This window comes from Butyrivibrio sp. AE3009, from assembly GCF_000420845.1.
GTDB lineage: Bacteria > Bacillota > Clostridia > Lachnospirales > Lachnospiraceae > Butyrivibrio.
The window spans coordinates 17650-37001 of record NZ_ATVS01000002.1; the positions used below are offsets into that span (position 1 = coordinate 17650).

At 43.9% G+C, this 19352-nt stretch carries 18 protein-coding genes and 2 pseudogenes; 16 read left to right on the plus strand and 4 right to left on the minus strand.

The window, feature by feature from the left end:
* Nucleotides 1-157: 157 nt before the first annotated feature.
* The 9 genes and pseudogenes from G588_RS18725 to G588_RS18740 all read left to right on the plus strand — a co-directional run.
* On the plus strand, nucleotides 158-661 hold the full coding sequence (locus G588_RS18725; RefSeq protein ID WP_022776956.1) for a polyphosphate polymerase domain-containing protein: 504 nt from the start codon (nucleotides 158-160) through the stop codon (nucleotides 659-661).
* Complete coding sequence (locus tag G588_RS18730; RefSeq protein ID WP_196804927.1) at nucleotides 553-1170, plus strand: CotH kinase family protein; 618 nt, start codon at nucleotides 553-555, stop codon at nucleotides 1168-1170. Before G588_RS18725 ends, G588_RS18730 begins: the two co-directional genes overlap by 109 nt.
* An 80-nt stretch (nucleotides 1171-1250) precedes the next feature.
* A complete protein-coding gene (locus G588_RS21155; RefSeq protein ID WP_081644210.1) occupies nucleotides 1251-4295 on the plus strand; it encodes an EAL domain-containing protein in 3045 nt (1014 codons plus the stop codon).
* A 91-nt stretch (nucleotides 4296-4386) separates the two neighbouring features.
* Nucleotides 4387-5232 carry a patatin-like phospholipase family protein gene (locus G588_RS0101345; RefSeq protein ID WP_022776959.1) on the plus strand — a complete coding sequence of 282 codons (846 nt, stop codon included), beginning with the start codon at nucleotides 4387-4389 and terminating at the stop codon, nucleotides 5230-5232.
* Between the two features lie 111 nt (nucleotides 5233-5343).
* Entirely contained in the window at nucleotides 5344-6354 is a 1011-nt protein-coding gene (locus G588_RS0101350; protein ID WP_022776960.1) for a glycoside hydrolase family 5 protein, read from the plus strand.
* A gap of 40 nt (nucleotides 6355-6394) precedes the next feature.
* Nucleotides 6395-8458 (plus strand): oxidoreductase, encoded by a 2064-nt coding sequence (locus G588_RS0101355; protein WP_022776961.1) that lies wholly within the window; start codon nucleotides 6395-6397, stop codon nucleotides 8456-8458.
* Between the two features lie 235 nt (nucleotides 8459-8693).
* Complete coding sequence (gene thpR / locus G588_RS0101360) at nucleotides 8694-9206, plus strand: RNA 2',3'-cyclic phosphodiesterase (RefSeq protein WP_022776962.1); 513 nt, start codon at nucleotides 8694-8696, stop codon at nucleotides 9204-9206.
* 79 nt (nucleotides 9207-9285) lie between these two features.
* Nucleotides 9286-9504 carry a hypothetical protein gene (locus tag G588_RS0101365; protein ID WP_022776963.1) on the plus strand — a complete coding sequence of 73 codons (219 nt, stop codon included), beginning with the start codon at nucleotides 9286-9288 and terminating at the stop codon, nucleotides 9502-9504.
* A 28-nt stretch (nucleotides 9505-9532) separates the two neighbouring features.
* A pseudogene (locus G588_RS18740) lies at nucleotides 9533-9883 on the plus strand (flavodoxin); the annotation flags it as partial.
* A gap of 63 nt (nucleotides 9884-9946) precedes the next feature.
* Here the strand turns inward: G588_RS18740 and G588_RS0101375 are convergent.
* Nucleotides 9947-10321 carry a YccF domain-containing protein gene (locus G588_RS0101375; protein ID WP_022776965.1) on the minus strand — a complete coding sequence of 125 codons (375 nt, stop codon included), beginning with the start codon at nucleotides 10319-10321 and terminating at the stop codon, nucleotides 9947-9949.
* Between the two features lie 288 nt (nucleotides 10322-10609).
* Nucleotides 10610-11845, minus strand: a complete 1236-nt coding sequence (locus tag G588_RS0101380; protein WP_022776966.1) for an IS256 family transposase — start codon at nucleotides 11843-11845, stop codon at nucleotides 10610-10612.
* Nucleotides 11846-11960: 115 nt separating this feature from the next.
* Between G588_RS0101380 and G588_RS0101385 the strand changes: the two genes are divergently transcribed.
* The 7 genes and pseudogenes from G588_RS0101385 to G588_RS0101415 all read left to right on the plus strand — a co-directional run bounded on the left by G588_RS0101385 (nucleotide 11961) and on the right by G588_RS0101415 (nucleotide 17386).
* The gene (locus G588_RS0101385) at nucleotides 11961-12197 is read left to right on the plus strand and encodes a hypothetical protein (RefSeq protein ID WP_196804921.1); all 237 of its coding nucleotides are present in this window, start codon (nucleotides 11961-11963) and stop codon (nucleotides 12195-12197) included.
* 12 nt (nucleotides 12198-12209) lie between these two features.
* A complete protein-coding gene (locus tag G588_RS0101390; protein ID WP_026668509.1) occupies nucleotides 12210-12893 on the plus strand; it encodes an HAD family hydrolase in 684 nt (227 codons plus the stop codon).
* Between the two features lie 2 nt (nucleotides 12894-12895).
* A pseudogene (locus G588_RS18745) lies at nucleotides 12896-13735 on the plus strand (Fic family protein); the annotation flags it as partial.
* A 282-nt stretch (nucleotides 13736-14017) separates the two neighbouring features.
* Nucleotides 14018-14788, plus strand: a complete 771-nt coding sequence (locus G588_RS0101400) for a nuclear transport factor 2 family protein (RefSeq protein WP_022776970.1) — start codon at nucleotides 14018-14020, stop codon at nucleotides 14786-14788.
* Between the two features lie 183 nt (nucleotides 14789-14971).
* Nucleotides 14972-15412: an Rrf2 family transcriptional regulator gene (locus G588_RS0101405; protein ID WP_022776971.1), complete on the plus strand. Its 441-nt coding sequence runs from the start codon at nucleotides 14972-14974 to the stop codon at nucleotides 15410-15412.
* A 185-nt stretch (nucleotides 15413-15597) separates the two neighbouring features.
* Entirely contained in the window at nucleotides 15598-16416 is an 819-nt protein-coding gene (locus G588_RS0101410; protein WP_022776972.1) for a protein-ADP-ribose hydrolase, read from the plus strand.
* 40 nt (nucleotides 16417-16456) lie between these two features.
* Entirely contained in the window at nucleotides 16457-17386 is a 930-nt protein-coding gene (locus G588_RS0101415) for an SIR2 family NAD-dependent protein deacylase (protein ID WP_334290805.1), read from the plus strand.
* 250 nt (nucleotides 17387-17636) lie between these two features.
* Here G588_RS0101415 and G588_RS0101420 read toward each other — a convergent pair whose 3' ends face one another.
* Both G588_RS0101420 and G588_RS0101425 read right to left on the minus strand, forming a co-directional pair.
* A complete protein-coding gene (locus tag G588_RS0101420; protein ID WP_022776974.1) occupies nucleotides 17637-18389 on the minus strand; it encodes a methyl-accepting chemotaxis protein in 753 nt (250 codons plus the stop codon).
* Nucleotides 18386-19084, minus strand: a complete 699-nt coding sequence (locus tag G588_RS0101425; RefSeq protein ID WP_022776975.1) for a hypothetical protein — start codon at nucleotides 19082-19084, stop codon at nucleotides 18386-18388. The genes G588_RS0101420 and G588_RS0101425 overlap by 4 nt, the downstream gene beginning before the upstream one ends.
* Nucleotides 19085-19352: the final 268 nt, after the last annotated feature.

Genomic DNA, 19352 nt, shown 5'->3' on the forward strand with positions numbered 1-19352 from the left:
CGCCCGGCAATTCTGAAGTTTATAATGAAATTATAAAGACAGTTATCTTTTTATAAAGGGTAGCTGTCTTTTTTTGGTATTTTTAGGCTGGTTTTAGGTAAGACGATTAGAATGGTCTTCGACTGAAAAAACAACATCAGGAAGGAGAGATTGCTTTGTGAAATACAGACATGAACTAAAGCATGAGATCACAACGGCGGACATGATCACCATAAGGCAGAGACTTCGCGCAGTGGCGGAGCCGGACAGGCATGCTGTAGATGGTAAATATTTGATTCGAAGTCTTTATTTTGACACTCCCACGGACAAGGCGCTATTGGAAAAACAGAGCGGTGTCAGCCGGAGAGCTAAATTCCGAATAAGGTATTACAACGGCGACAGATCAGTTATTCATCTGGAAAAGAAGTGCAAAGTAGGCGGCCTTGGCTGCAAAATCTCCGCGGATCTTTCTGAAGAACAGGCAGGAAGTATTGTAAACGGGGATATTCAGTGGATGAAGGATAGTGAGGATGAGCTTATTCGGGAATTGTATTCCAGGATGGTATCTGAGAGATTGGAACCAAAGGTAATCGTGGATTATACCAGAGAGCCCTTTATCTACAGTATTATCAGGAGTTCCTTGATCAGTTCTATACAAACGGATATCTCTCCGACCTTGTGACTGATACTTATGAGATGATCAAAGACTACGTGGACAGAGACCCCACCAAGTTCTGCACCTATGAAGAATTTGAGAAGGCTGTCAGCACCATGAGCACCTTCGTGGAACTCAGGTGTCAGAGCATCAGCGGACAGCTTGATGGAACCATTGGCTCCACAGATTCGGAGCAAAACAGTAACGCGGCAGCGCTTATAGACGCATCTTCCATCAAACTTTCTGACCTGGGCTCCATGGGCGGAGGTGGCGGCGACCGCGACGACAAGAAGGGACCGGACAGAAGCAACCAGGACAATAACGGCCCTGATAGCAGCAAGCAGGATAGTAGCGACCAGGACAGCAATGAATCAGACACCCAGTTAGGTAGCGGCTTCCCCGGAGGCGGTGATTTCCCCGGCGATTTCAACGGAATGAATTCAGGAAACACCACGAACTACATCTATCTGGGCGTCAGCGCTGCAGCACTTCTTCTTGCAATGATGTTTGCATTGCTATATCGAGGCAGAAGATAAAAAAATTATAAAAATATATACAAAAGCGACAATTAATAAACCTTTCTTTGTATAATAATTATACAGAGAAAGGTTTTATCATGGAAAAATATCGGTATAGCAAAGCAGAATCGGAGTTAATAGCAAGTAGCTGCATTCCCATGGCCGTGTATCAGTACATCGACGGTAAGGCTGCGACTATAGCTATTTCTGCGGGCTTTTGCCAGATGCTGGGGTTCGAGGATATGGGGGAAGCCTTTGAACTTTTGAGCAACAGCATATACCGTGATGTCCACCCTGAGGACATCCCCAGGATCTACGAAGATATCTTAAGATTCGAAAGTGAAGGCGGAGAGTTCCGGACAATCTACAGATTTTTCAAAAACGATGAATACAGGATAATAAGAGCCATCGGTAAGCATGAAGAAAGAGATGGAATCAGACTCTCGGTGGTTACATTTGCAGATGAGGGCTCCTACGAAGAGACCGGGGAGAATTTTGAGAAGTCCCTGGAGCTGACCTTTGGAATGAATAATTATCAAAAAGGCGCAAGCTTTTTTGACAGGGAGATGCTGAAAAAAGAGGAGAACAGGCAGTATATCCTGGAGAATTTCGACAGAGCTCTAAAAGAAGGCTGGATAGACATCCTATATCAGCCCATCATTCGTGCGGCCAACGGCAAAGTTTCCGATGAGGAGGCTCTTTCCAGGTGGATCGATCCCAAAAAGGGAGTATTCTATCCTGATGAATTCATCCCCATACTCGAAGAGAACAAGCTCATTCATAAATTAGACCTCCATGTGGCAAAGAAGGTTGTCAAAAAGATGCTGGCTCAGAGAGAGGCAGGCCTTTATGTGGTGCCTCAGACAATAAACTTATCCGGCTATGATTTTTACTTCTGCAACATGGTGGATGAGATAAAAAAGCTCCTGGACGAAGCAGACATCGACACCCATAAGATCACCATTGAGATAAAAGAGCGGACTGTGGCCAATGGCGTTAACTTTATCAAGGACCAGGTGGACAGATTTAAGAATCTGGGGTTCAAGGTCTGGATGGATGACTTTGGCGACAGGCACTCATCCCCTGCTGTTTTGCAGAAGATTCATTTTGACGCCATCAAATTTGACATGCAGGTCATGAGAGAGTTTGGAAGCGGGGAAGAGAGCAGGATTATCATGGCAGAGATCCTGAAGCTCCCTATAGCCCTTGGACTGGAGACCGTTGTTGAGGGCGTTGAGACCGGGGAACAGGCAGAGTTCCTTAAGGAGATCGGCTGTACCAAGCTGCAGGGTTATTACTATGAAAAGCCCATAACCCTTCAGGAGATCATTGACAGAAACGAAAAGGGAATTCAGATAGGCTTTGAGAATCCCGATGAATCCGACTACTATGCCACCATTGGCAAGGTAAATATGTATGATATCTCCTATGCACTGGAATCCGATGAAAAGTTGAGCCAGAGCTATTTTGACACTCTGCCCATGGCCATTTTTGAAATGGACGATGAAGCCATCAGCATGATCAGATCCAACCGAAGCTTCAGAGAAGAATTCGGAGATTATTTTGCAAAATATATGAAGGATGGCAGGCTCTTCATAGGACAATACAAGACAGAAAGCGCCGCTATCTTCCATAATGCCCTGATAAAATGCGCAAGGGATGGCGAGAACGTCATCATGGATCTGCGTCTTATTGATGGCAGGACCGCGCATCTTTTTATCAGGGAACTCACTGTGAATCCGGTAAAAAATACTACAGCCTTAGCCCTTGTGGCCATAAGCGTGGCCCAGGATAAGGATGAGGGTCTGGGCCTTACCTATTCCGAGATGGCAGCAGCCCTTTCCACGGACTATATCTATGTTTATCTGGTGGATCTGGACACGGAGAATTATGTGGAGTATTCCTCCAAGACCGCCGGAGCTGATTTTTCAAATGAGAGGCATGGCTCGGGATTTTTTGAGGAAGCCCGGGAAGCTGCCAAAAATATGATATTTGAGGAAGACCTGGATGAATTCCTCCAGAGCTTTTCAAAGGAAAAGGTAATAAAGAGCATAGAGGACAGCGGAAGCTTTACCTACAGCTACCGTCTGTATATCAAGGGCTGGCCCACCTATGTTCATATGAAGGCGGGACTTACCAGCACGAAAGGGATAAAAAATGCGATCATATTGGGTGTCAGCAATATCGATGCGCAAAAGAGGCAGCAGGAGGCCTATGAACGTCTCAAGGAGGAACGCATTACCTACAACAGAGTGGCGGCCCTTTCCGGAGATATAGTGGCTATTTATACCATAGACCCCGATACTGAAGAGTACTACAAATATGTAGATAGCGAGCAGCTTAAGAATATAGGCATTGAAATGAAGGGCGACAATTTCTTTGAGGAATTCCGCCACTCGGGAATGAAAAATGTCTATCTCGAGGACATTGATGTATTCTTAAAGGAATTCACCAGAGATAAGGTCCTTAGAAGTGTGGAGAGGCAAAAGTTCTTCTCCATGAATATCAGGATCATGCTGGGAGGCGAGCCCAGATATACCAATATTAAGGCTGCCATGATATCGGAAAGAGGCGGCAGCCAGCTGATTGTAGGTCTTATAAATATCGACGACCAGGTAAAAAGAGATCTTGAATACGCCAGCAACCTGACAGCAGCCCGCAATGAAGCCAATCTCGATGCTCTTACAGGAGTGAAGAACAGACATGCCTACATCGATGTGGAGGAGCAGCTTGACAGGCTTATCGACGAGCGTAAGATCACGGATTTTGCAGTAGTGGTTTGTGACATCAACGGACTTAAGCAGGTCAACGACAACTTCGGTCATAAGGCCGGTGATGAATACCTAAAGAACGGCTGCGAGCTGATATGCGATATCTTCAGGCACAGTCCCGTATTCAGAGTGGGCGGCGATGAATTTGTAGTCATCGTTCAGGGCCATGGCCTAGGCAAGATTGATAAGCTGATGAAACTTATTCAGGACCGCAATGAGGAAAACATGAAGGGCGGCAAAGTTATAGTGGCAGCGGGAATGAGCCATTATCAGAACGATGCCAGTGTCAGTGCTGTATTTGAGCGTGCCGACGCCGCAATGTATGAGAACAAAGTTCGCCTTAAGATGATGCAAAAAGAGCTTAAGGTATAAAAATGATTTTTGCATGAATATACGGTTATGCCTTTCCCCGGCCACAGGATATGTGTTATCATGGCTCTATGTCAGGAAAAGGGGAATAGACATGAGAACAGGACTGGTAATGGAAGGCGGCGCTATGCGAGGTATGTTTACCTGCGGCATTCTTGACGTCTTCATGGAAAACGGCATAACCTTTGACGGAGCGGTGGGAGTATCCGCAGGAGCGACCTTTGGCTGTAATATCAAATCAAGGCAGCCCGGAAGAGCTGTCAGATATAACAAAAAATATTGTACAGACAAGCGCTATCACAGCGTTTCATCTCTGATCAGGACCGGCGATATCTACAACGTGGAGTTCTGCTATGACGAACTTCCTTACAAGCTGGACAAGTGGGACATAGACACTTTTTCCAAAAGTCCAATGGAATTCTACTGTGTGGCTACGGATATGGGAACCGGCAAGGCAGAGTATCACAGGTGTATTGACGGCAAGAAGGAGGATATAACCTGGATTCAGGCTTCCGCCTCCATGCCTGTTGTATCCCGACCTGTGGAGATAGCCGGCAAAAAGTATCTGGACGGCGGCATGTCCGATTCCATTCCGCTTAAGTTTCTTGAGGGAAGGGGCTATGACAGGATTCTGGTTATTGAGACCCAGCCAGCCGATTATGTGAAAAAGCCACAGAAGTACATGCCCCTTATAAAGCTTATGTACGGCAAATATCCTCAGATGGTCCGCTGCATGCAGGAGCGCCATCTTATGTACAATGAGCAGAAACGCTATGTCCGTGAAAAAGAAAACAGCGGAGAGATCTTTGTTTTAAGGCCTGCAGAGCCCCTTCACATCGGCGCTGTGGAGAAAGATCCGGCAGAGCTTCAGAGAGTATATGACCTGGGCAGGGCAGCTGCTACCGCAAGATTGGAAGAGATTAAGGCATTCCTTCGATGAAGGAGTGCTTTTTTTGTGCATTTATTTGCATATTGGGTTGAAGGGGAGGACCCAATACTTTACAATGGGTATTAAATGAGGTTTTTATGGAATTAAGTTTGGAGGAAATTTATGAAGACATTTGAAGGATTTATGTTTGGCGCCAATCTGGGTGGATGGCTCTCCCAGTATGACGACGACAGCAAGGAGCATTTCGATACGTTCATCACTGAGAATGATATCGAGAAGATCAAGAAGGCGGGCTTTGACCATGTCCGTGTTCCTGTTGACTACGTGATAATCGAGACTGAAGAGGGCGATCCCATTGAATCAGGTTATGAGTATATCGCCAATTGCATCAAGTGGTGCAGGAAGAACGGCCTGAATATGGTACTTGATCTTCACAAGTGCTACGGTTATTCCTTTGATCCCCTTGATACAGGAGCAAGCAAGGAGAAGTTCTTCTATGATGAGGCGCTTCAGCAGCGTTTTTATAAGACCTGGGAGACCATTGCCAAGAGATTTGCCGCAGATGCGGATATGCTTGCATTCGAGCTTTTGAACGAGGTTGTTTCACCCAAGGTTGTGGATGAGTGGAACGAGATCTCAAGAAAGTGTTCCCTGGCCATCAGACAGTACGCACCCAATTCTTACATCATCATCGGTGGCGTGTGCTACAACAGCGTAACCAGCGTGCCTCTTCTTGGTAAGCCCATCGATGACAAGATCGTTTACAATTTCCATTGCTACGAGCCCTTCATCTTCACACATCAGAGAGCTTTCTGGGTTGAGAACATGCCTAAGGACCTGGTGGTTGATTATCCCGGCAGCCTTGATGAGTACAGAGAGAAATCCAAGGAGCTGTCACCTGCCCTGGCAGATGCCATCAACAGAGGCGAAATCACAGAGATCGGACCTTCCTACTTCGAGAGCATCTTTGTTCCCGCTGTTGAGACTGCTGAGAAAGAGAATGTTAACCTTTACTGCGGAGAGTACGGCGTAATCGAGCTTGCCGATACAGAATCCGCCAAGAGATGGTTTGATGATATCCACAGCGTATTTAATAAGTACAATATCGGTCACGCTGTTTGGAATTACAAGGAAAAGGACTTCGGAGACACAGTACAGAAGTGCTTCTTCTAAAATATTAAAAATGGAATAAGCTTAGGAGCTTACATTTACTATGGATAAAAATTTGGAACCTCTATTTACACCTTGGAAAATCGGCAATGTGGAGATAAAGAACAGAATAGTTTTGACCTCCATGGGCGGAACGGATCTTTTCGGTTGGATGGAAAAGAATCATTTCGACGAGGCCGGTGCAGACTTTATCCTGGAGGTTGCCCAAAATAATGCGGGACTTCTTCTTCCCGGTTGCCAGCCGGTCTACAATCCCATGTACGGCCAGTGGCTCTATAAGAATAAAAAGATGTACAAGGATCTGGCGGAGTGGATGCCAAAATTCCACGCCACCGGAGCCAAGCTCTTTGTGCAGCTCACAGCGGGCTTTGGCAGATCCTTTACCGTCAGTCCCATGATGGAGAAGCTGTATAACAATGGCTTTTTGAGGGTTTTATCGAGGCCCGTCATGGATCTTGACAAGATAACCGCCAGTGCCAGTCCCTCTCCCAACAGATGGTCGGACAAGCTCCCTTCCAGGGAGATGACAGCATCTGAGATACAGGAGTTTGTTAAGGCATTTGGCAAGACCGCTGCGCTTCTTAAGGAGGCGGGAGTTGACGGAGTAGAGGTACATGCTGTACATGAGGGCTATCTTCTTGATCAGTTTACTCTTGGATATGTCAACAAGAGAACCGATCAGTACGGCGGAAGCTTTGAGAACAGATATCGCTTTGCGGTGGAAATAGTTCAGGAGATCAAAAGAGTATGCGGTAAGGATTATCCTGTATCCCTGCGCTACAGTGTGATTTCCAAGACCAAGGGCTTCAGACAGGGAGCACTTCCCGGCGAAGAGTACGAGGAAGTTGGAAGAGACTTTGAGGAGTCTGTTAGGGCTGCCAAGTACCTTCAGGACGCAGGCTACGACATGCTTAACTGTGATAACGGAACCTACGACGCCTGGTACTGGGCTCATCCCCCTATCTATATGCCGGAGAACTGCAATCTGTCCGACGTGGAGGCTCTTAGAAGGCACGTGGATATTCCCGTGGTCTGTGCCGGAAGGATGGACCCCAAGGTTGCTGCAGATGCAGTGGCCAAGGGAAGTATCGACGGAGCGGGCTTTGCAAGGCAGTTCCTGGCTGACCCTGAGTGGGTTACCAAGCTGATGGCCGGAAAGAGCGAGGATATCAGACCTTGTATTCTCTGCCACAACGGCTGTTTTAACATGTGTCATTACAAGGGAGTCCCCAACGACCAGGATCTCTATGATAGTCTTCATCTTGCAAGATGTGCTGTTAACGCCGAGACCATGCAGAAGGACAAGCATCATATCAAAAAGACAGGGCACCCTAAAAAGGTAATAGTCATCGGCGGCGGAATAGGCGGCATGGAAGCTGCCAGAGTTCTTAAGCTAAGAGGCCATGAACCTGTGATCTATGAGAAGAGCGGAGAGCTGGGCGGCACCTTTATCGCAGCCAGCGCAGAGTCCTATAAGGGGAAGCTCCGCGAGCTCCTTGAATGGTATCGCAGACAGATGGAGGAGCTTGGCATAGAAGTTCATCTGAACACTCCCATCAAGGACGTGGGCAGATTCTGGAGAAGTGACATAATAATCGCAACAGGTGCCAAACCAAGATTTCTTGGCAACACTCCCGGTCAGGAGAAGATGATCGAAGCCTGTGATTATCTAAGGGGCAGGGAAGTTGGACAGAGAGTTGCGATCATAGGCGGTGGTCTCTCAGGCTGTGAAATAGCCTATGAGCTGGCTCTTCAGGGCAAGACTCCCATTATCGTGGAGATGAAGGACGACCTCATTTCCCAGAAGGGCGTATGTCTTGCCAATAGTTCATACCTCAGGGAGTGGTTTGCACTTCATAATGTAGAGGTGCATCTTGAGACCGGACTTAGCGAAGTCTGGGACGGTTATATCATCTGCAATGACAAAAAGGGCGACAGCTTCAGGATAGACTGCGACAGCGTTATCAGCTGCGTAGGATATATCCCCAACCCCGTTGTCAAAGAGAATGAGAAGACCAGCAACATGGACTACGTAGGCGACTGCAAAGAAGTAGGTAATCTTCGCAGCGTTATATGGCGAGCCTATGAAGTTGCCATGAGAATCTGAACAATAGGCCTCAAGTTATTTAATGTGATCAATTCCCGGAAACAGTTAGTGCTATTCGCAGCAAGTTCCTTTTTGACCAATGCACTTATTTATTATGTGCTTCGGAGTTATATCTTTTGCGCTGGTACTGTTGTATGTCATAATCCTGATCGATCCCATGTCACGTAAGACGAGGGCAGTTGCCTGAGGGAAGACAGATTGATGCAGGGAATCATTTTTGAGAGAAGAGATGCCTATGCGACTTTTTATAGCGATTAACTTTGACGAGAACATGACCGATGCCCTTATTGAAATGCAGGACGATCTCATGAGATGGGGCGTGAACGGCAATTTCACCCGTGAAGAGAACCTTCACATGACCCTTGTATTCATCGGTGAGAGCGACGAACCGGAAAAGATTGAAGAGATAATGAGGGATGTTCCCCTCAGATCTTTTACCCTGCAGCTATCAGGAATGAGGCGGTTCAAAGACATGATATTCGCCAATATAGAAGACAATCCTGACCTAAACGACTACGTCAAGCGCCTTAGACACGCCCTCGCCGACAACGACATCGATTTTGATAAAAAGAAATTTGTGTCCCATATAACTCTTGTAAGACGGGCTGGCGGAGCCAAGGATATTCCGATGGGGTATGATGGGACTATGCCTGAAAAAATGCGGGTAAACGGCATATCCCTGATGAAATCCGAGCAGGGCCGCCGCGGTATGGCCTATACGGAGATTGGGTATGTGAGGGCGTTTTGATTTGATGCTGGTTCTTTTTTTATGCTGAGCATATAATATAGGTGTAACAGTTCGTCATATTGTTGGAGGAGGTACAAAAATGGGAGACATCGCAGCAATACTCAAACAGATCAATGGCAACAAAGAACTCATGGCTCAGATCGCCAAGGCCGATCCGGCTCAGGCAAAAGACCTGCTGAAGAAAGCTAACATCGACGTCAGCGAGGCAGACATCAAGTTAGTCCAGTCCGCTGTGGCAGATGGTAAGCTTGATCTGAATGATATCAAGAATATTGCAGGTGGGTTATTCAAAAAGTAATGTGGTTTAACAAGGCGGTGCTGATCTTTTTGAAATCGTTCCTGAGCAGCCCTATACTGCTGCAGATATTAAATGGACCAATCCGCTTGCAAGATGCAACAAAGAGCAGATTGCCAGGAAGGATGTTCCTGTTAAGGGCACCATTGAGAACTTTGACAGTTACGATACTGTCTACATTGGCTTTCCAATTTGGTATGGCCAGGCGCCAAGAGTGGTATACACATTCTGCAAGGACTATGACTGGAAGGGTAAGACCATCCATGCCTTTGCTACATCCGGTGGCAGCAGAATAGGCAAAACAGCTGAGAAGCTTGAACCATCACTTCCGGGAGCTGCATCAGTCGATGCCAAGCTCGTGCATTCCGCAGCAGAACTATGAATATTAGCATTGAAAAAGCCTTCAGGGAAACCTGAAGGCCTTTTTACACACCCAAATATATATTTATGCGAAATGTACTCTGCGTACAGTTGTTCCGAAAGGCATAAGTGCAACCTTTGCAATCTTGAAGAACTGCTTTCCGAAAGGAATTCCCACAATAGTGATGCAGAGGAGACATCCGATTACAAAATTGATAAATGCAAGTTCGATTCCGCTTACGAGGAACCAGACCAAATTAAGCAGGAATGAGAAGCATCCGCCTTCGTTCTCGACTTCTTTGCCAAAAGGGTTAAATGAGATAGATGCAAGCTTGAAGCACTGCATTCCCACAGGAATTCCAACTATTGTAACGCACCACAGAAGGCCTGCGATCATCCATGCACACCAGCTGATGAAGCCACCACATAATATCCAAAGTAAATTTGCTAATATTCTCATTTCATTATTCTCCTTTTTATTCCACATTTTGTTTGTCGATTATATATACGAATTAATTATACACTATGGCAAAATTTTTTTTCTAACATGGTACTATAATGTTATAACATTAGTTGTAAGTGAGGGGGGATATAAACCATATCTATATAAAGGAAAAGCATATCGTAGAAGTGATACTGCTTCTGTTGAGGTTGATCAGATTGAATTGAAGCGTCTAACGCTAGAGGGAAATAATTTGTATTGGTCAAGTCCTTTATTGTGTGTAAATTACCTTTAGGTATCCAATTGTCAGGCCGCTAAAAGTCGTTGCTGTTCCTTTGCAATCTCTATCAGTTTCGCTGACGAGTTGTTCAGCTCATCAAAGTCTTTTCTGGTGAGTGATATCTTATTCTGAGCCATATACATGTCATTTTGCTCAAGTAAGACACTTCCCATGATTCTGATAATGGATTGTACATTTGGAAATACACCGATCACATTTGACCTGCGTTTTATTTCCTTGTTGAGCCGTTCCAGATAGTTTGTAGTTCTATAGAAACGTCTCATACGCTCAGGGAGTGCCATTACTGTCATTACGCTCTCAAAGCCGTAATCAAGACACTCCATGGCTTTGTCTGCAACGTCGCTATATTCTTCGATAATGGCATCACGCTTTTTACGGGCTTCTTCGATGGTTTTTGAATTATACATATCAATTAGCCCGGCATGTATTGCTTTCTGATATTTATTAGGAGCATGGTCCATGATATTTCTTGAAAAATGCGTTTGACACCTTTGCCATGGAACTTCTGGGAACACTTTGCTTATGGCATAAACTATTCCATCATGAGCGTCTGAACTCACTAGTTTTAAATCTGTAAGGCCACGATTCTTGAGACCTTCCATGAATGTACGCCATGTTTCTTTGGATTCGTTGTCATATACTTCAAATCCAATGATTTCGCGTTTGCCTTCGTTTGTTATAGCCATAGCGATCATAAGTGCTTTTGATGTAATTCTATGGTTTTCGCGTACTTTGAGGTAGGTTGCATCAACATACATGAACGGATAGATGTTATCTAACTTTCTGTTTTTAAAATCATCAACAATGGCATCAAGATCTTTGCATACTTCAGAAACGGTCGATTTTGAAAATGATGTTCCACATAAAGTTTCCATTACTCTGCTTATTTTTCGGGTAGAGACTCCATTAACGACCATTTCTGCCATTGATGCAACAAGAGCAGCCTCGCTTCGGGAATAGTTTTCAAATATAAGTGTTTTGAAAGGCTGATTGCGATGCCTGGGCACAGACAGGGTGATTGTACCTATACGCGTATTGAGTTTGCGTTCGCGGGAACCATTCCGGCTATCCATGCGTTCATCGCTGCGCTCGTAACGTTCAGCACCAAGCTGCTCAGTTGATTCAGCAACCAGGACAGCATTAAGGCTGTCAGTTAAAAGCTTACGAAATGCCTCATCATGGTCTGATGACAATAATTGTAGAATTTCATCCTGATTTAAAGTAATATTGAGTTGAGCCATTGTGTTCTACCTCCGGTATTATTTAGGGTTGTGGTGATTCTATTATACCTAAAGGTAAGAGCCAGTGGCTTTTATAATACAATATTCAATTTACACCATTATAAGGACGTTACTTTTGTATTTTGAATCATTATACAATGAAGATAATGATATGACTTTTACGACGCTTGAAAATTGTTTTATTGATAAATTAGGAATTACAGAGCTTAATGATGATATACTTCGTACTTTGGGGTTTTATACGAAAGATGGTCGTCTTAATAATGCGGCATCATTGCTATCAGATAAAAACAGCTTTCCCGGAATTGATGTGGCGCGTTTTGGCAATTCGTATATCATATTATATGAATGAGGAGAGGTGTGTATGATTAAAGCTGTAATATTTGACATGTTTGAAACGCTCGTTTCAATGTTTTCCGGTGATACTTATTTTAGTGAAGATATGGCAGCAGACTTACAGATCGAGGTCGCTGATTACAAAAAAGCATGGCATACCACAGAACATGACAGAAGCTGCGGCAACTGCACAATAGAGGAAGGAATTAAAACAACCCTTGAAATGCTTGGGGCCTACAGCGAGGAATCCGTTAAGCTTATCGCAGATAAGCGAAGAAAGAACCTTGAAGGGATATTTGAACGAACTCCCGAAGAAACCATAGCTCTTTTACAGGAACTTAAGAAACGAGGCATTAAGATTGGCCTTATAAGCAACTGTTATTCCGATGAGGCTGATGTTATCAGAAAAAGCTCAATTTTCCCTTACTTAGATGTAGCAATGCTCTCATACGAGCAGGGAACCTGTAAGCCTGATCATGAAATATATAAGAAAGCAATGGATAAGCTTGGAGTTACTGCCTCGGAATGCCTGTTTGTCGGAGATGGTGGGTCAAAGGAGCTCTTTGCTGCCAGAGACCTTGGAATGAAATGCCTTCAGGCACAGTACTTTGCTGATCTGGCCTTTGAGCCGCATATTCCCTGCTACAAGCTTGATGACTTTGAACATGCATATACGCAGGAGGATATTTTGAAGGCGGTTGACAGTGAGTAACAGAGGCAAGAACAGAAGAAGCTGACAAGGTCTCCGCAAGAATTGCCAAGCTTCTTTCAGAGAAGGCTTTTACATTCTCGCAAGCACAGTATGTGGCCATCCATAGAGAACTATTTTGGGGAATATATGATCATGCCGGGAAAATGAGAGATTACAATATAACCAAGAAGGAATGGGTCCTGAACGGAGACACTGTTTCTTATGGTGGGGCATTAACCTTGAAAGAGACTCTTGATTACGATATCTCCCAGGAAAGAGATTTTAGATACAATGGGCTTACCATGGATGAGACTATTCATCATCTTGCTTTATTTGTATCCAGACTGTGGCAGATACATGTTTTCGGAGAAGGAAATACCCGAACCACGGCCGTATTTTTTATCAAATATTTGAGAATGCTTGGCTTTGACACTGAGAATTCATTATTTGCCGAGAATTCATGGTATTTTAGGAATGCCTTGGTTCGTGCAAATTACAATGATATTAAAAATGGAATTTACGAGACCACAGAGTATCTCGAAAAGTTTCTGAGAAATCTTTTACTTGATGAGAAACATGAACTCCATAATAGAGAGATGCATATCAGTGGCAAGTTTTTACAGGGTCACGATGACCAGGTAAATGATCCGATAAATGACCCGATAAAATTGGAAAGAAGGGAGCAGCAAATTATAGATTTGCTTCGTCAGAGATCTGATATGACAAGAAAAGAGATGGGAGACAAACTTGGCTGCTCTGAAGCTACTGTTAAAAGAGAACTACAAAAGCTGATTGAAAAGGGCGTAGTAAAGAGAGTGGGCTCAAATAAAAAAGGTGAATGGATTTTAGTAAATTTTAAATAACGAATTTTACATAGAGAGCAGTTGTTCTTAAGCTGACATAGCAAACAAATTGTTGAGAAAGATCGGGAAACCGGTCTTTTTCTTATACTTGACACTCCCAAATCCAGGTGTTTAACTGCACCTGGAAATTTTTTTGAAAAAATTTTGATGTAACCATTGACGTTACATCAAAACAGTGCTATATTAACATCATCAGATGAAACCACTACGGTTACATCAAAGCGCTTTTTAACAATCGAGGATAATTACCTCGCAGGGCAGATCCCGGAAAGGAAAATAATCATGACAAATAAGGAAAAAGCATTAGCACTCATCGGAACATTCGTATCAGGAGATACAGCAAAGGCAAAAGAGCTTTTGGCGCCTGGCTATATTCAGCATAACCTGGCATTTGGTACAGGAGCAGATGCATTTGTAGCAGCAGTTGAAGGACTTGCACAGGCACCTGTAAAAACAACGGTTAATAACATTCGCGCATTTGAGGATGGAGATAAGGTTTTCCTTCAGACAGTATATAATTTTGCAGGAGCAGGAGAGCAGGTCGGATTCGATGTTTTCAGATTCGATGCAGACGGTAAGATTGCAGAGCACTGGGATAATCTGGCAGACAAGGCAGCTCCTAATCCTTCAGGGCATACTCAGATTGATGGAACTCTTGAGAAGAAAGATGTAGATAAGGAAGAGACACGTAAGGTTGTAGCCGGATTTGTAGGCGATGTACTTCGTGGGGAGAATCCTGACAAGCTCACTTCTTACTACGATGGAGATAAATATATTCAGCATAATACTTCAATTGCAGATGGTCTTTCAGGTCTTGGAGCTGCACTTGAAGCTATGGCTAAGCAGGGAATCTCAATGGTTTATAACAAGACTCATATGGTTCTTGCAGATGGAGATTATGCTCTTGCCTGCTCAGAAGGAACCTTTGGCGGTGTACCTACAACCTACTATGATCTGTTCCGTGTTGAAAACGGATTTATCGCAGAGCACTGGGATGTAATGGAGACATTAGCTGATAAGTCTACATGGGCTAATGAAAACGGAAAGTTTTAACTCAGTCGGGGTACAAGCTCCGACTGAGTTAAACGCTCCGCGAGGATGCGCACGGATTCGGACAGGAATTTGTCTGCTGAAGCAGACCCGAATCCGGCGCGCAAGACTCGCGAGCGAGTCTTGACTGTAACAATTGCAACTACATCTGCCACGAAGTAAAATGGTGGCAGGAGGAATAGAATAATGCAGATATCAAGCAGATTTACGGTTGCACTTCATATTTTTACATGTGTGGATACATTTAAAGATGAACACAAGGTAACGAGCGATTTTCTTGCAGCCAGTATAAATACGAATCCTGTCATCATTAGAAAGATACTTACTCAGCTTAAGAATGCAGGACTAATAAATGTTATCAGAGGAACAGGCGGAATAGAGCTTACAAGAGATCTTAAAGATATAACTTTTTATGATGTGTATCAGGCAATTGAGCCTTTGGAGGATGGAGATTTATTTAGATTTCATGAATCACCAAATCCAGAGTGCCCTGTTGGTAGGAATATCCATTCTCTATTGGATGATAAATTGAAAAACATCCAGGAAGCGATGGAATCAGAGATGAAAAAATACACTCTTAATGATTTAAGATCCGGAATGCAGGAACTGTTGGCAAAAGAAGCTTAACAATGAGACTCTGAGGTGTTTTCTTCAGAGTCTTCTTATCTTATAGGAAACTGCTTCGAATTTCCTATAAGATAAAAACACTCCGTGAGGATGCGCAGCTCGTGGAGTGGAAGTTAATTGCTTCGCAATACCGCTCGCGCGCGAGGATTTCGCAAGCGAAATCCTTTGTTCGAAGGATGTGGAATATGGAAACTAAGGCTATGCCAAAGAATACAACACAGGAAGAACGTCTTGATTATCTTGTAGAAGAGTTCAAGGCAGATTCTGCTGAATATAAGGAATTACAGACTCCAAATAGTACGGAAGATAAAAGACGAATCTTAAGGTCGCTTATGAACATCCGTATGCCAAAAGAATTGTCCTCTGAAGTAATGAAAGTACAGGATGAATATCTGACAGAAAGAGCAGCTGAAAAGGGTGTGGAGAATCTATCAGACATCCCTGTTATCAGGGATGGACTTTCTATCTGGCAAGGAGATATCACAAGACTTTCGGTGGATGCTATTGTTAATGCGGCTAATTCGCAGATGCTCGGTTGTTTTGTCCCGATGCATACATGCATAGATAACTGTATCCATACTTTTGCAGGAGTGCAATTAAGAGCTGAGTGCAACAGGCAGATGAATGAACTTCGAATCAGATATGGAAGAGATTATGAGCAGCCGACCGCCGTTCCAATGCTAACTGAAGCGTATAATCTTCCGGCAAAGAAAGTTATTCATATAGTAGGACCAATTGTCCAATATAAACTTACTCCTGAATTGGAAAAGGATTTGGAGAACTGCTATAGAAACACTTTGGATATGTGTGCTGAAAATGGCCTAAAGAGCGTTGCTTTTTGCTGTATTTCGACAGGGGTATTTCATTTCCCTAACAAAAAAGCGGCTGAGATTGCGGTTAAGACTGTATCAGAATGGCTCCGTGATAATCCTGGTAAGGTAGAAAGGGTGATATTCAATGTTTTCAAAGATGAAGATAAGGCCATTTATGAAAAACTTATATGATGATATGCCTAATGGTTATCAGGAAACTATAGAGAAAGGAATGAATGCTGTGAGATACTTTACTACAAACATGTCCTATGGTAAGGGAAACAAAGAAGAACAGATAAGCAGACTTAAAACAGAAATCAAAGAAGCAGATGCCATTGTTATAGGTGCGGGTGCAGGATTATCAACATCAGCAGGGTTTACTTACAGTGGAGAGCGCTTTGAAAAATACTTCTATGACTTTGCCAAAAGATTAGGGATAAGAGATATGTATTCAGGTGGATTCTATCCGTTTCCGAGCGAAGAAATACGCTGGGCCTGGTGGGCGAGACATATTTATTTTAACAGATATATTGATGCTCCAAAGCCAGTGTATAGGGATCTTCTTAAGATGGTTTCCGATAAGGATTATTTTGTTGTCACAACAAATGTAGATCACCAGTTTCAAAGAGCAGGTTTTGACAAGAAAAGACTATTCTATACTCAGGGTGATTATGGTTTATTTCAGAGCGTGAATCCTGCTATTAAGAAGACCTTTGATAATGAAGAGTGGGTAATGAAAGCTATGGAAGCACAAGGTTTTGTAAGAGATGATCAGGGAGTATTTCAGGTACCGGTTGATGGTAAGCTACTGATGGAAATTCCTTCTGAGCTGATTCCAAAGTGTCCTGATGACGGCTCTGATATGACTATGAATTTGAGAGCTGATGATTCTTTTGTTGAAGATGAAGGATGGCATAGGGCATCTGCGGCATATTCTGATTTTATTCGTAGGCATGAGAATCTTCATGTTCTTTATCTTGAATTGGGAGTAGGAGCTAATACGCCCGTAATAATAAAGTATCCGTTCTGGCAGATGACGCTGGCAAATGAAAAAGCTGTATATGCCTGCTTAAATTATGGTGAATCATTCTGTCCGGAGGAAATTGCAGATAGAAGTATATGTATTGATGGTGATATTGCAACCATATTACAAGAGTCTTGACCGAAATTGACTCGTTTTGTCTCGTCTCGACCGACATTAGCACTTTTCTTATAGATTTAATGGTGCTATCATTGCGAAAATACGTGATAACAGTCTAAAGATAAAGCTGTGTCACGTAGATAGGCACGCTACTGTATAATCTGAAGAACGTAGCGTGCCTATTTCGCATTTACTGTATTTTCTTATCTAAATGACATTGGAACCGTCCCCGTGACTTCCCGTCCCCGTGACTGCCCTGACCGGTATTACATTATTTCAGCCTCTGCGCCTGATCATATATCCCCTTCAGCAGAATGTCAAACTCATCAAATTTCTCCACCGCTGTCCTTGCTCCCTCTTCGCCCATACTGGACAAAGATGCCACCTGCTCACTTGTGGCGGCGAGGCTCGCAATATTATTATTGATCTCCGTTGCACTTCTTCCTATAGCTTCTATGGAAGTACCGATATCATTAAATCTTCCTATAAGGTTTCCAACGTTCTCCCCGATCTCTTCAAAAGTATCTGCGGTCTCTCTGATAAGAATGTCCTGAGCCTTGACAGACTCAGCTGCCGCATTGGTAGAGTCTACCGCATTCTGAACATCAGCGGAAAGCTCCTGCATGATGCTGGTGATCTGATTTGAAGCACTGCTGGTCTGCTCCGACAGCTGCCTTATCTCATCGGCAACCACAACGAAACCTTTCCCGGCTTCTCCCGCACGCGCTGCCTCAATTGAAGCATTGAGCGCAAGAAGATTGGTCTGCTTTGATATCGATATGATGGAACCGACAATCATCTCAACCTTTTCGACCTTCTCAGTGACAGCTTTTGTGGATGCCACCGTCTTATCACTCATCTCAACAACATTTGCGGTCTTGTCCTTGAGCTGGTCGATGACCTTAGTCCCATCAATAACGGCTTTCTGCGTGCTCTCGGACATCTCAACCATCTGATTTCTCTTGGCATCAGCCACTTCCGTCTGCTCATGGATATCTGCTATCTGATGTGACTGCTCTGTCACGGCAGCTGCGGTACTTCCTGTGCTGCCCGCAATTTCCTCATGCCATCGTGGTTTCTTCCTATGATGCTCTTTAACTCATCGACTTCCCCATGGGCCTCATCAAACAGCCCCGTAATTTCCTTGGCAATCTCCACCATCTGGATACGGGTCTTTTCCTGGGTCTCCTGCCCTTTCTTGATGGCCTCGTCGTCCTCTCTTACCAGGGTCCGCCTCATCTTAAGCGACTCTATTCCGGCAATTCCCGCAAGAATGATTATGAAACCGGACACAAAATGGTCCCTGGGTATCGAACCTGTAGCAATAAGATTTCTGACCAGGACAATAAGTCCGCCTATGGTCATAGTCATCTGTCCCACCACATAGAGCCTTAAGTCCAGATAAAGAATACACGACAGCATTACCGGTATCGCGAATGCATAAAAAATCATTTCATTTTGTATTATCATGATAATGATATAGTAAAGAGTCGGACCTCCCAGAATGACCACTGCGCCAAACCTGGTCTCTCTGAATTTGATAAATCCAACCGTCATCTGCAGCACACCTGCCAGGACAGCGACAATCTCGATGACAAGCCCCAGGCTCATTCCGTGTGTTGCAGCATCCAGCACTACCATTAAAAGCGCAGTAAAGGCAATAATAAGGTTGATCTGAAATACTTTTTTGTTTGATCTTGCATACTGGTCAGGGGTCATATAATTATCTCCTTTAGCCATGAAAACAGAATTTAACTGTACAATAACTGACAAGTATAATTATACAATATTTCGCTGTGAATAATTATTAAATAACGCTAAAACCAATCTTGCATCCGGTTATGAAGTCAGTCATGGGAAAACTATCGCCTGACCGTATGCAATATTGGTTTTTACACCGTCGCGTTTTATAAAATCCGTTGAGTATCAACATCGTATTACATATAATTGAAAGTAAGGATTTACCGTCATAATGAGAGCGGTTCAG